The sequence below is a fragment of the Legionella sp. km772 genome (assembly GCF_003989735.1).
In the GTDB taxonomy this organism is placed as follows: Bacteria; Pseudomonadota; Gammaproteobacteria; order Legionellales; family Legionellaceae; genus Legionella.
Window position 1 is genome coordinate 1 of record NZ_RZGQ01000083.1, and the last position, 13,530, is coordinate 13,530.

Here is a 13,530-nt window from a genome sequence, read left to right on the forward strand (position 1 = left end):
AAATCAAATAATCACTATAAAGATCAAGCATATCCATTTAATTCCCTCCCTAAAATTAAGGGCGGAATTCTAATGCTTTTTAGTCAAACTACAAGTTTATGTGCGTAACATGAGTAATTAAAAAGAATTATTTTCGGCAACAGTATACTAAAGCGTTTGCTGTTTTTTATGTTTTTGCTTTTTTGATGGGAGCGACGTGGGGTTTAAGTTATTTCATCTTTCTTCCTTATTTTAATGGTATTACTGACTCATTATATATTTTAGTTTTGGGTGGATTAGCCGCCGGCTCCATTGCTTCTATGTCGATGTGCATGCCTGCCTATTATGCCTATGTCTTTCCGATGTTTTTACCGCTTATCCTCTACAACCTCTACCTCATGCAGGTCAATAATTTGATTTTGGCCCTGATGTATGCCTTATTTTTATTAATGGTTTTTCTGGTTGCTCAGTTTAATGCCCGATTGTTACTGATGACCTCTAAACTAAACAAAGAAAAAGATCAACTTATAGAGCAGCTTACCGAAACGAATTTAAAACTGAGCCGATCCATTGAGGAAGTCCGGACGATGTCCATTACAGACTCCTTAACCAATATATTTAATCGGCGTTATTTTGATATGATCCTTGGTAAGGAATTAAGCCGGGCCAAGCGCGGAAACTATGATATTAATTTAGTTTTTATTGATATCGATAATTTTAAATGGATTAATGATAATTTTGGCCATCCGAGCGGTGATGAGTTTTTAATCTATGTGGCGGACATTCTAAATAGTTTAATTCGCCGCGCGAGCGATATTATATTTCGTTTGGGGGGCGATGAGTTTGCCGTTATTCTGTCAATGCCCTCTAATGAGGTTGCTGTTTTTTGCTCCAGAATTCAAGCTGCTTTTGATAAAAATAATAAGTATAAAAATGTGACCTTGAGTATGGGGATAGTCGCCTTAAAGCCCTCTCATGTTACTGATTCACAGTCTATTATTAGTGCTGCTGATCACAGCCTTTATGAAGCAAAAAAATCAGGAAAGAATAAAATTATACTCAATTCGCTGGAATAAAGACGAAACCTTCCATGTAGGCCAGCTTATCTCGGGTTGTAAGGCTTAGCCAACCTACATTTGGGCTTTATTAATCTAGGTTAATTGTATAAGAGTAACTACCAAAACCATCATACTCAATACCTAAATAATTCATTCCATTACACGAAGCACTCACCGTTGGGTGGTTCATATAGGGACCATCTTGAATATCTAGAACACACCAGTTAGAGGGGTCATAGGCTACTGTCACATGAGCATAACCGGCGCGGCATTGAAAGCTGTCTCTAATAACAAAACTACGGGGGCCAACAAACTCAAGCATCACGTCCGATTCACTATAGCCACTAACCACATATATAGCGGGGTGAGCGCGATCACTTAAATGAAAATAATCTTTATATCCACACCATGATTCTGCATGTGCATTAATCATACTAAGGCTACCTAATGCAAGTAATAACAATTTTTTCATTGGGACTCTACCTTTTTTCTTATTATAGTTCGGGCGCATTATAAGTAACTATTGGGTATTAAACAATCATGGTTGTATAGGAAAAAGAGGAGCGAACCTGCTTATCGAGCAAAGCTAGACTTGCACCACTTTGTTCTTATTTAAGGTATTATGACGTTTTTATTATATAGGAGGACGCTATGCCTAATCTCTACGCGGTTATAGAAAATTTTAAAACTGGCTTTTGCTATTTAGACCCAAACACTAATCAGAGGAATTCGCGCTGGTATGAGTTTTGGATGAAGAGCTACTTAAAAGAAAAATGTACTCTAACCTTATTAACTCAGGAACTTGAAGAGGTTGCGCGTAGTACGAACCAACGTTTAGAGAGTTTAGCTCAAGCCCGCGGCGCAGATGATTTTTTGACTACCCAACAAGATTTTAAAAATATCATTGCCTATGCTATTAAACAAGCCCAGATTAAACGTTTTAAAAATGGCGAGCTTATCACCGATGCTAAAGCCCTTACAGATGGCTCATGCTATTCTAGTCGTACTATAGTTCCTAAAAATGCAGGCTATTTTGAACAAACTATTATTCAGGGTTTGGATGCTGTTGCAAAAGTATACCCCGAATTAAGGCTGTTAATGGCTAGCATGATTGCCACCATTAATGAGGCCAAGTCTAGTTCAGTCCTAGTTTTTGAAGCAAGCGCTCGTGGCCAAGGCAGATATAAACTTTTTTCAGATCGAGAAATGACGACGATGAAATCCAATTATCATCTTGGAAGTGAACGTGAAAAATATGCAGAGAATAATATAGCGAGTTTAAATTTTTAAGCGCTACCTTATTTTAGTGAGCTGCTACTTCAGAGTCTCCTCCCAATGTATGCCCCTTCCACTAGCAAACTTGAGCCTACCTGAGAGAAGATTCTTTGCCAAAGATGCTTAAGGCGGTGAAGACAGGGGCGGCACTGGGCTTTCGTCCCCCTGCAGGCTTGCTTGATCTTCCGGTGCAAGTTCCTCTTCTTTTTTCTTCACCGCAAACAAACCGAAACGTTTACTAAGATCTGAAATGGAGTGTTCTTCCTTAGTTGCCTTTTTTAAATCACGCAGATTGGCATCTTTTTCTGGTGTATAAATATGCAGTATTCGTAATAAAAACAAAATACAAGATTTAAAATAATCAAAGCTAAAGGCTTCTAGGGGTTTTTCTTCTAAGATAATTCGTGAAAAACTGGGATCTTTCTCAACCGTTTGGTGAATCCGTTTGATGCGTTCCTCGACACTTAAAAGTTCATTTTTAGAAATGGTGAGCAATTTATCAATTTCAGCAGATTTTTTCCTGATGGTCTTATCATTTTCATACACGGATGAGGAGGAAAGGCTAAAGTAATTGCTAAATTGAGCTAGAGCCACTTGTATCCGATCAAGCTTATAATATTGCGCAAAATTTTTGCGTTCGAAGTCTTCGATTTTTTCAATTAATAATGCTCTGATACTTTGATTAATATCCTCTTCTGATTTTGCTTTATGAATAATCCCAGCTTTGTAGCGTAATAAATCCGCTTCTAATTTCTCGGAATATTCTTTATGAACATACTGAAGCCCTGCACGGCGGTAAGCCAGTTCTTTACATTGTTTATCGAAAGACTCTGTCGTATACGCTAAGATAAAACGCTCATTAGCAATATCTTGCGCAGCGTTCAACTCGGTTAAATAAGTTATTTTTTCTTGAGCCGAACTTTCTTTCATTTTGTAGGTGTTTTTAAGCCCTAAATAATGAGCATGGCTAATTTTAACTAAGGCTCGAATGTCACTCAATTTATAATCATAGTCTTTTAAACCCGCATTAAGTTGGGCATCAAATTTTATATCCTCTTCACTTATTTTAGGATTGGGTGTGAAAGCTAACTGCCTATTTAAAGCAACAAGACGGGGGAGGGCTTCTTTATAAGCTGCTGCGATTTTTACCATGAGCTGATTTACTTTATCTTTATCAGGTGCAAAAAGGATGGATCCGGTTTCTGTATTGTATTCCTCAATGAGCGCATTAAGTTTAATAAGTTCAGCATAATTGGATTCTGTTTTCTCGAGGTGTGCTTTAGCATCATCCACTTTTTGTTGTGCTATTTGTTTGCGGATAGTAATTGGGGTCTTATCGCAAACAAAATCGAGGTGGGTTTTGGAGGGTAAATTAAGAGGATGTAATAAACCCTTATAATATTCCTCCAGCATTTTTTTCAAGGGTCCAGAGAAGGTGCCTGGAGCTAAACCTAACTGATCTTCCCATTGATCGGCCTCAAGCAGCATAGGGGTAAATATCTTAGTATTAAATTCACCGAGGTTACTGGTCGCCGTATCATGTACTGTACTGATAAACTCCTTAAGCTGGCCTTTAAACTCACGGAATAAACGCAACATATTGGGCGCTTGTAAAAACAGTTTAAAATAGGAGTCAGAACTATTAATGATGGCTTCAATCGATAGAGCGGCCTTTTTTGCACTTACATGCACTTTATCTAAGTCATCTTGGGTTAAAGTCGAGGCATTCCGTAAACTTCGAATATGTTTGGGTATGACATAAAAGGTATTTAGCGTGTACCAGAGCCCGTTGAATTTTACGTTTTTATCTAAGGGCGCAACATCGGCTGCCGCCTCTTGGTAGGGTTCAATATTTTCTTGAATAGTAGCCCAGAGATTTTGTGCTTTTTCTAATAACTCACCACTAATTAATTTTAAATGTTCATCTTGTGACAAGCTTTTTGATAGTTTTACTAACTCATTAATTTGGCTATAGGCTTTAATTAGGTATAGGACATAGATTGCTTTATGACTTTTATCATTAAGATTTTCTAATTCCCGAATAAGCTGCTCTGCATGATAAAGACCATTGTATATTTCTTTAATCGCTAAGACTTGTTTACTTTGGGCTTTTGCTAAATATTTATCTTGTAATTCGGGATAAGGGACTCCTGTTGCCGATTTTATTTTTAATTCTTCTTGCATTGCGGCATTAAACTTAGTGGTTAATTGCTGCAAGGATTGCCGGAACTCATAGACAAAATTGGAGTAATGGGTGTGCTTAATTAAATAATGAGCTCTATCTGCGTTCGCATCGTGGGCTAGGCTTGCTTTTTTATTTTCACTAGCCAATTTTTCTTGGGCTAAATTTGAATAAGCTTGGCTTTTTCTCCGCCAGGTTAAATCCATATCGGTAAAATAAACTTGAAAATGATCATTATATTTGGCGAAGATATCTAAAGAGGGTGCCTTATCCGTTGTTTTATCCTGGGCAAAGGAATGAACTAAATAACGGTCGAACTCTAAAGCCTCTTGTCTTCCGGCCTCTGGCATACCATTGATGAAATAGGATTGAAATAAATTATATAATTTTCGGCATTCAATTTTTACCTCAGGCTCTAAATGCTTTAAGGTAAATTTTGCACTCCCAAGGTCTGGATGTTTTTGGGCTTGCTCATTAAGTAACTTGATAAATTGTTCATAGGCTTTTTGCGCTATTTCAAGTTTGTCACGTTTATTTCGATACCACTGATGCAGGGTTAACGCCTGATTAGAGGTTAGTTGCTCTGGGTCAGCAACTAATTTTTTTCCTTGTTCTTTAGAGAATTTTAAAGAGGGGTTTAATTCCCCCGCGGCTCTCAAGGCTCGTGATTCATCAACAAAGAATACATTTTGCTCTTCACTAGCAAATTTATGTTTGGCTTGTTTTAAATAAAATTGAGTTTTCTTATTCCATCTTGATTCAGTGTCTTCAAAAAAAGTTTGGAAATGCTCATCTAATTTATTAAATTCTCCCAGAACGGGTGGCGCTAGAAGAGGGCTATCAATAGGGGTGGGATTTAAAAACTTATCAAAAGAAGTTGCGAGAGTCTGCATCTCTGCAGGCACTCCATCTAAAAAGTGGGTTCTAAACTCTTGGTATAAAGCGCGTAATTGTTTTTGATGCGGTTCATGGAGCTGATTGAAATTTAACACATGAGGCGGGATAGGATAATATTCCTGGATTTGCTCTGCCAGTAAATCAACAAATTGGTTATAGGCTTTCTGTGCTTTTTCCAGCCTCTGACTCTTGTCTTTATACCACTGGTATAATGCTAACGTTTGATCACCACTAAGCAGTTCAGGATTAACAATGGTTTTTAATGGTACCTCGCCCACTAATTTTATTCGTGGGTTATGTTCTCCGGCAATTCTTAACGCAATGGTTTCGTCAATGAAATAAGTTTCTTGCGTCCTTTCGGGTGGAAAATGCGGTGCAGGAATTTTTTCCAATTGTTCCGCCGTGATAACGCTTGTGGCATCGCTGTAAGGATAGAGGGTTAAATCGGTGGTTTTAAGCACAGACTCAATTAAGTTTTTATTTAAATCAATATGGAATTTTTGGGTATTGGTTTTTTTTGTGACTAATTTGTTGAACAACTCTTCTGTAGCTAAAACATAGCTCATGTGATCATCGGGTAAGGGGGTTGTCGAGCTAATCTTTCCTTTGAACCAATCCCAAGCACTGGCCAAATAGCCCTTGGCTGAGGTACCCTGCAAACTATGAATAATTAACTCATTAAAGTCAGCGTTAATCTGGCTCATATAGGGTTTAATAATTTTATAATCTTCGATCAATTGGGTTTTAATTTCTTGCGGGAGTTCGCTTAAAGCTAAATTTTTATATTGCTCACTCTTTAAGGTCGTATAAAAACGGGCGCCAGCTTCGTCAATTTTTTTAATTTTAAATAAGGCTTTATTGGCTGCATCAATACGTTGATAGGTTTTTTCTAAACGTAAAGAAACGAAACGCGAATCTTCAATAGTTAAGAGTTCTTCGCCGCGTGCTTCAAAATTAACTGGCTTTTTTGCATAATGAATTAAAGTATCATAGAGGGGTTTGACTTTCTCCATCAAGGGGGCGGATAAAGTACCCGGTTTTAGCATGCAATTCACTTCAATTTTATCGACCAAACCAAATAGTTGTGGGAAGACCTCGTATTTAAGCTGCGCTAAATTATCGCGAATCACATCTTGCGAGGATTCATTTAAATGGCCAATCTGCTCCAATGAGCTTTTAGATAAGGTAATGATATTACTAATAATATGGATGTATTTAAGTGCCTTAAAAGAAAGGAAAAAACGATTGCTGCTTTTGAGATTTTCTAAATCATTTAATAAGGCGAGTGCTGTATTTTGTAACTCCTCTACTTTAGCGTTATTAAGTCCTGGTTCCTGGGCAATGAGCTGCGAGGAATGTTGTTGAACATATTGGGTTACTTTATCGATATAGCTTGGTAAAGAGGCACTGAACTGAGTTAGAAAATTGTAATCGAGAGAACCGCTACTTGGTTGCATTTGCTCAAGGGCGGTTCCGGTAATCTCACCGGCTGCGTAACTGATGGGAAATTTTCTAATATTTTCTGCTAATAATTTAGTTTGCTCACTATTTTGCTCGACAAATTTCCCCAAGGTCGCAATGGCAGGGTAAATAAGTTGCAGCTCCTCTTGGAACATTTCCTGAACATCCACATCCAAATGAGTTAGCAAATAGCTGGCTTCGTAGGTATCATCAATGGTTTTTTGGTATAAATTATATAGTTCACTAGCATCCTTAATAATACCCTGCCTTAAATTAAGGTTTTCTAAATTGGTAAAACTATTATGGGCATAATATAAGGCGTTAAGCATCTTTTTGATTTGGGTGACATTTTCAGGTTCTGTCTCATAGCCTTTAAGGGGCATCTTGCCATAATAATCGGCCAATATTTTTTTAATTTTTTCGGCATTGGCAGGGGTAGGCTCAAGATCTTTTATTGCTGGGTCGATGGGGAGGTCGGCAAAATAAGACGCTACTTGGGGATTGAGCTTGGAGCTTCTTAACGCAGCAAAAACCTTAAGGTTGATTTGGTCAATAAGCGAGGAAATTTTATGTGTTTTAAAGGACTCTAATAACTCTATACCTTCTTCTAATTTTGTAAGCATAGCACTCCAGTAAAACATGGGTTTGACTAACTATAGTATAAAAGAAAATTATTAACTTAGCCTTAAGGCTACATTTTATACTTTTAATAGTCTTTTTGTTGCTTTATTGCTTCGTCTGATGGGAGAGGGCTTTTAAAGAAAGTTCTAAAGTAAAATGGGCTACTGCTTCAGGTTTCTCAGGGTAATTCGTATAGGCTATAATGGGGATAGGTTTATTAATACGTTCACCTGTTTTTTGGGTTTCTTCGATCATGGCTTTTACTAGTCCACCTGCCTCACAGACAAAGTATACATCCTGTTCGGGGCGGCGTAAAAATTGCGCTTGAAAGGATTTAAAGGCTAAAGATACCTTGCAGTCTGCTAAATCCGCGTGATATAAGCCATGAAAACCTCCTGCCAAATCAGCGCCTACGGCTAAGGCACCAAAATACATAGAGTTCAAATGGTTTTTTGTGCGTCGTTTTAGAGGGATGCGGATTACTATGGTTTGTTCATTTAAAGTAATAAGACGGGGGCGCACATAACCTATCATGGCGACTTTGAACTGACTGAAATGCCATAGAAAAAATTTGAATCTCAGTAAAGAGTTCATGTCTCATCCCTAACTTCTAAATAAGTGATAATTTTTTTAACCCCAGGTATTGCATTGACCCGCTTAATAATAAAAGCAATCGATTGGGCATTTTTTACTTGCCCCGATAAGGTTACCACACCATTAATCGTTTTCGCATTAATCCCTACTAAAGGAATCGATTCATCATCCAAAACTTTCGCCTTCAATACAGCGGTCTCGACGCGGGCTGTGATAAAGGTGTCAGTAAAAGAGGAGTTTGTTTTCTTTATCTCTAGATCATTCGCTTGAACTGCTCTAACCCCGGCCGTATTTTTAGCAATACGTAAGGCGTCTATAAAGGCTTGTTTATCTTTCACCTGCCCACTTAAATTAACTACGCCATCTTTGGTTTCAATGGCTATTTTTAAAGGGTTTAGCTTGTTTTCAGTATACTTAGCGGTAATTTTAGTTGTAATAACAGTATCACTGATATTTTGTTCTATCTCGGTAAGATTATTTGCTTGGACTGTATTAATAAAAAAAAGGAGCGTAAGAAGAGGGGTATAAATTAGTCTATGCATTAGGGTGTTTCTCCAAATAATTCCTAATCACCAATAGATGCTTGCGAGTAAGGCTGAATTATATTATTTTTTTACCTTTTTTAAAAGAAAAAACTGTCTTTTTTGGATAAAATAAAGACAGATTTGAGGCGAACAGGTCTAAAGACCCCAGCGTAACAGTTTTTTAAACGCAAAGAACCATTTGAAATCTAACTGGTTTTCTTCCTCCAGCACGGCTATACTTTGTTATTTTTTAATACAATTACAGAGTTTTATGCAAACAATAAGCATTCGGGGAGCAAGAACCCATAACCTTAAAAATTTAGACTTAGATCTTCCTCGCGATAAATTAATTGTAATAACCGGTTTATCAGGCTCAGGGAAATCCTCTTTAGCGTTCGATACCCTTTATGCGGAAGGTCAGCGTCGCTATGTCGAGTCCTTATCAGCCTATGCTCGTCAATTCTTATCCATGATGGAAAAGCCCGATGTTGATGCTATTGAAGGCTTATCTCCCGCGATCTCGATTGAGCAAAAGGCCACCTCGCATAATCCGCGGTCTACGGTGGGCACAATTACCGAAATTTATGATTACCTGCGTTTGCTCTATGCCCGGGTTGGAGAGCCGCGTTGCCCGACACATAAGGTGAGTTTACATGCTCAAACTGTGAGCCAAATGGTGGATCAAGTATTAAGCTTGCCTGAAGAATCCAAAGTAATGATCTTAGCGCCGATAATTCGAGAGCGCAAAGGTGAGCATGTGCAACTTTTACAGCAGTTACAAGCCCAAGGCTATGTCAGGGCGCGGATTGATGGCGAGTTATATGAATTAGACATGCCACCTAAATTAGGTTTACGAACAAAACATACTATTGAAGTGGTCATCGATCGCTTTAAAGTTCGCCCTGATATTGCACAGCGACTGAGCGAGTCCTTTGAAAACGCTTTGAATTTAGCGGACGGCATTGCCTTGGTAGTGTCCATGGAGCAGCAGTTTGATGATTTAGTTTTTTCTTCTAAATTTGCTTGCCCTGAATGTGGTTATAGTCTTAGTGAACTAGAGCCGCGATTGTTTTCTTTTAATAATCCAATGGGAGCCTGTTCTGCATGTGATGGTCTTGGTGTGGATCAATTTTTTGATCCTGAGCGCGTGGTTCATAATGAAACTTTGAGTCTTGCTGATGGTGCTGTGCGTGGCTGGGATAAGAAAACGAATTATTATTTTTCGATGCTAGAATCTTTAGCCAAGCATTATGGCTTTGATATTAATAGTGCTTTTTGTGATTTGGATGAGACCCATCGTCAGGCAATTCTTTTTGGAAGTGGCGAAGAAGTTATTGAGTTTAATTATCATCGGCCCCATGGTGGTTATATGGTAAAGCGCCATCCTTTTGAAGGTATTATCCCCAATATGCAAAGACGTTATCGAGAGTCTGACTCGGGAATGATTCGGGAAGAGTTAGCGAAGTATTTATCTGCCCGTCCTTGTCAATTGTGTCATGGTACTCGTTTACGAGAAGAGGCACGGCATGTCTTTATTGATAATAAAAACCTACCGGAAATTAGTGCCTATTCCATCGAAAAAGCCTATGAATTTTTTAAAAATTTACATTTGTCTGGTTATCGAGGCCAAATTGCGGAAAAAATTAATAAAGAAATTGTTGAGCGCCTCGGTTTTTTAGTGAACGTTGGCCTAGATTATCTCTCTTTAACCCGCAGTGCAGAAACCTTATCGGGCGGGGAGGCACAAAGAATACGGTTGGCGAGCCAAATTGGTTCTGGTTTAGTGGGCGTCATGTATATTTTAGATGAGCCCTCAATTGGTTTACATCAACGTGATAATGATCGCCTATTACGCACCTTAATTCATTTACGCGATCAAGGTAATACTGTCATTGTGGTGGAGCATGATGAAGATGCCATTCGCAATGCGGATTATGTATTAGACATTGGTCCTGGTGCCGGTGTTCATGGTGGGGAAATAGTGGCTAGTGGTACTCCTAAAGCAATCATGAAAAATCCCCGCTCATTAACTGGGCAATATTTATCTGGAAAACAGAGTATTGCCATTCCATCACAGCGTTTAAGCCCTAATCCTGAAAAAATGATTCATTTAAAAGGAGTGACTTGTAATAATTTACACGATATTACCGTAAGTATTCCTTTAGGCTTATTAACTTGTATCACTGGGGTTTCCGGCTCAGGGAAGTCAAGCCTTATTAATGATACCTTATACCCTTTAGCTGCTAATGCCTTAAATCGGGCAAGTTTATTGGTTCCGGGCTCCGCGCGAGAGATTTTAGGCCTAAGCTTATGCGATAAAGTAATTGATATCGATCAAAGCCCAATTGGACGCACCCCTCGCTCTAATCCTGCAACCTATACTGGTTTATTTACCGACATCCGTGATTTATTTTCCGGGACGCCGGAGGCCCGGGCCCGCGGTTATTTACCCGGTAGATTTAGTTTTAATGTCCGCGGTGGGCGCTGTGAGGCTTGTCAGGGCGACGGCTTAATTAAGGTGGAAATGCACTTTCTCCCTGATATTTATGTGGCTTGTGATGTATGTCAAGGCAAGCGTTACAATCGTGAAACTCTGGAGGTTCTTTATAAGGGTAAAAACATTCATGAAATTTTAGAGATGACTGTTGAGGAGGCTGCCAGCTTTTTTGCTGCAATCCCAAGCTTGGCCCGTAAGTGTCAAACCTTATTGGATGTGGGATTATCCTATATCAAATTAGGGCAGAGTGCTACAACGCTTTCGGGGGGGGAGGCCCAGCGCATTAAACTGGCTCGAGAGTTATCAAAACGCGATACTGGCAATACCTTATATATTCTTGATGAACCTACGACCGGTTTGCACTTCCATGATACGAAGCAATTGCTTGCCGTATTAGGACGTTTACGGGAAAAGGGCAATAGCATTGTGGTCATTGAACATAATCTAGATGTTATCAAAACCGCAGATTGGCTCATTGATTTAGGGCCAGAGGGCGGAAGTAAGGGCGGCAAAATAGTAGCGGAAGGAACTCCGGAGCAAGTAGCGCTGATTAAAGGCTCCTACACCGGTCAATTTTTAAAGCCTATTTTAGGATTATAATAAAACTTACTGCCTTGCTGTTTTTTTTCGCAGTTTCGAGCTATAAATTAGGTATGAAATTAACCGATAGGGATGAACATGCTAAGCTTCTTAGTAGTGGTGCTAATTATTGTTGCTTTGTTTTTTTTCTGGGCAATCAGCATTTACAACAGTTTAATCGCTTTAATTGAGGCGATTAACAATAATAAAAAACAAATCGATATTCAGTTGGATCGCCGTTTTAAAGTCTTTCAATCACTTATTGAAACCGTGAAACAATACATGGATTACGAGAAGACTACGCTCAAGGATGTTGTGGCTTTGCGTAATCAAGCCCAAGCCGCAAAAGCATCAGGAGATGAGGCAACGCGAATGGCTGCCGAAAACGGTATTTCGCAAATTGCCTCGGGCTTAAATGTGGTTTTTGAAAATTATCCCGACTTAAAAGCGAATCAGAATGTTGCCCAGCTCCAAGAAGAAATTGTTAATACCGAAAATAAACTTGCTTATGCGAAACAAGCTTATAATGATGGGATTGAACGTTATAATGCGAAGAAAAAATCATTCTTTGAGGCGATGGTGGTCTCCTTCTTTGCCGCAGCTTTGGATAAAGAATTTATTTACTGGGGCTTAGCAGAGGAACAAATTCAACAAAAAGAAGATTACACAGTAAAATTCTGAGAATAAAACTATGAGTATTACTGATTATCATGGTGCTGTTGCTGATTGGCGCGGTCAATTAAGATTAAATGAGCGCAAAACCAAAGGGGTTATCGCGCTCTTTTTTTTAATGTTCATTGCCCTGGGTCTTTTTGCCGATACCTTTATGGTTTACTCTCTTTACCCTAACGTGCCGATTAAAGATATTTTGTTCGCCTTACTTAGTTTTCGGCAAATGCCTTATGCCAGTTTATTAATGTTTGGTATTGCGGCCATTTCGCTTTGTGTTACCTATGCTTGCTATGATCGGCTTATGTTATTAGGAACAGAATATTATGAGGTGACTCCGGAAACTGCGCGCAGCTTGCAAGAAAAGCAACTGTATAATGTGGTTGAAGAAATGAAAGTTGCTGCTGGTCTGCAGTATATGCCTAAAGTATTTATTATTGAAGCCAACTACATGAATGCTTTTGCTAGTGGTTATAGTGAAAAGTCTGCCATGGTCGCCATTACCCGAGGCTTGATGGAAAAGCTCGATCGGGCAGAAATGCAAGCAGTGATGGCGCATGAATTAAGTCACATTCGCCACCACGATATAAAATTAACCTTAACGGTAGCGGTGTTGAGTAATATTTTACTCATGGTCATCGATATTCTTTTTTACTCCACCCTCTACAAGCGTAATAATAAACGAGACGACAATAAATTTTTCATGATCATCGTCTTACTGCGTTTTTTGCTGCCTTTAATTACGGTGTTTTTAACCTTATTTTTGAGTAGAACCCGAGAATTCATGGCTGATGCTGGCTGCGTGGAGTTAATGCGGGATAATGAACCGATGGCGCGTGCCTTGCTTAAAATATCGACTGATCATCAAGAACATGCCCAGGAGTATGCACAGGAATATGGCGACACTCCTCATGAGCAGGTCCGCCAAGCCTCCTATCTTTTTGATCCTAAAGATCTCGACCCAGTTAAATCTTTAACCAGTGCTTTTTCTACCCATCCATCGCTAGAAGAGCGTCTAGCTGCCATTGGTTTTAAACGAAAATAATCGCTTTCTAGCGATACTCAATTATTATCTCATGTTACGCACATAAACTTGTAGTTTGACTAAAAAGCATTAGAATTCCGCCCTTAATTTTAGGGAGGGAATTAAATGGATATGCTTGATCTTTATAGTGATTATTTGATTTTCCAAAA

Annotated in this window: 9 protein-coding genes; 5 read left to right on the plus strand and 4 right to left on the minus strand. The window is 38.9% G+C overall.

Annotated elements, in window-relative coordinates; genetic code table 11:
- Positions 1–185 precede the first annotated feature (185 nt).
- Positions 186–1,055: a GGDEF domain-containing protein gene (locus ELY15_RS09485; RefSeq protein ID WP_233586602.1), complete on the plus strand. Its 870-nt coding sequence runs from the start codon at positions 186–188 to the stop codon at positions 1,053–1,055.
- A 70-nt stretch (positions 1,056–1,125) separates the two neighbouring features.
- Here ELY15_RS09485 and ELY15_RS09490 read toward each other — a convergent pair whose 3' ends face one another.
- A complete protein-coding gene (locus ELY15_RS09490; RefSeq protein WP_127099431.1) occupies positions 1,126–1,509 on the minus strand; it encodes a hypothetical protein in 384 nt (127 codons plus the stop codon).
- 179 nt (positions 1,510–1,688) lie between these two features.
- On the opposite strand from ELY15_RS09490, the gene ELY15_RS09495 reads away from it, so the two are divergent.
- A complete protein-coding gene (locus ELY15_RS09495; protein WP_127099432.1) occupies positions 1,689–2,327 on the plus strand; it encodes a hypothetical protein in 639 nt (212 codons plus the stop codon).
- Between the two features lie 108 nt (positions 2,328–2,435).
- Here ELY15_RS09495 and ELY15_RS16700 read toward each other — a convergent pair whose 3' ends face one another.
- From ELY15_RS16700 to ELY15_RS09510, 3 genes are all read right to left on the minus strand, one after another.
- Complete coding sequence (locus tag ELY15_RS16700; protein WP_127099433.1) at positions 2,436–7,475, minus strand: protein SdhA; 5,040 nt, start codon at positions 7,473–7,475, stop codon at positions 2,436–2,438.
- A 103-nt stretch (positions 7,476–7,578) separates the two neighbouring features.
- Positions 7,579–8,067 (minus strand): DUF4442 domain-containing protein, encoded by a 489-nt coding sequence (locus tag ELY15_RS09505; protein ID WP_127099434.1) that lies wholly within the window; start codon positions 8,065–8,067, stop codon positions 7,579–7,581.
- A complete protein-coding gene (locus ELY15_RS09510; RefSeq protein ID WP_127099435.1) occupies positions 8,064–8,609 on the minus strand; it encodes a BON domain-containing protein in 546 nt (181 codons plus the stop codon). Before ELY15_RS09510 ends, ELY15_RS09505 begins: the two co-directional genes overlap by 4 nt.
- A gap of 253 nt (positions 8,610–8,862) precedes the next feature.
- Here ELY15_RS09510 and uvrA point away from each other — a divergent pair, with 253 nt between their 5' ends.
- The 3 genes from uvrA (at position 8,863) to htpX (ending at position 13,381) form a co-directional block, all read left to right on the plus strand.
- Positions 8,863–11,688, plus strand: coding sequence for an excinuclease ABC subunit UvrA (gene uvrA / locus ELY15_RS09515; RefSeq protein WP_127099436.1), 2,826 nt, complete (start codon positions 8,863–8,865; stop codon positions 11,686–11,688).
- A 78-nt stretch (positions 11,689–11,766) separates the two neighbouring features.
- Entirely contained in the window at positions 11,767–12,348 is a 582-nt protein-coding gene (locus ELY15_RS09520; RefSeq protein ID WP_127099439.1) for a LemA family protein, read from the plus strand.
- A gap of 10 nt (positions 12,349–12,358) precedes the next feature.
- Positions 12,359–13,381: a zinc metalloprotease HtpX gene (gene htpX, locus ELY15_RS09525; RefSeq protein WP_127099437.1), complete on the plus strand. Its 1,023-nt coding sequence runs from the start codon at positions 12,359–12,361 to the stop codon at positions 13,379–13,381.
- Positions 13,382–13,530 lie beyond the last annotated feature (149 nt).